At 55.0% G+C, this 222-nt stretch carries 1 rRNA gene; it reads right to left on the reverse strand.

Going from position 1 to position 222, the window contains the following annotated elements:
• A 5S ribosomal RNA gene (rrf, locus tag OQ02_RS39950) occupies window positions 1-66 on the reverse strand; the annotation flags it as partial.
• Between the last annotated feature and the right edge of the window lie 156 nt (window positions 67-222).

Here is a 222-nt window from a genome sequence, read left to right on the forward strand (position 1 = left end):
GCTGGAAGGCTTAACTACCGGGTTCGGAATGGGACCGGGTGTTCCCCAACCGCTATGACCACCGAAACACTATGAAATTACCAACCCGTAGGCACCAGACCAGACTCCTACAAGTCTGGACCCGATGGTCCGGTTCGGTTCTTTCAGAACCGCACAGTGGATGCGTAGCGTCTTCATGACAAGTCCTCGGCCTATTAGTACCGGTCAACTCCAGCCGTTACC

The sequence above is a fragment of the Saccharothrix sp. NRRL B-16314 genome, from assembly GCF_000716595.1.
Taxonomy (GTDB): domain Bacteria; phylum Actinomycetota; class Actinomycetes; order Mycobacteriales; family Pseudonocardiaceae; genus Actinosynnema.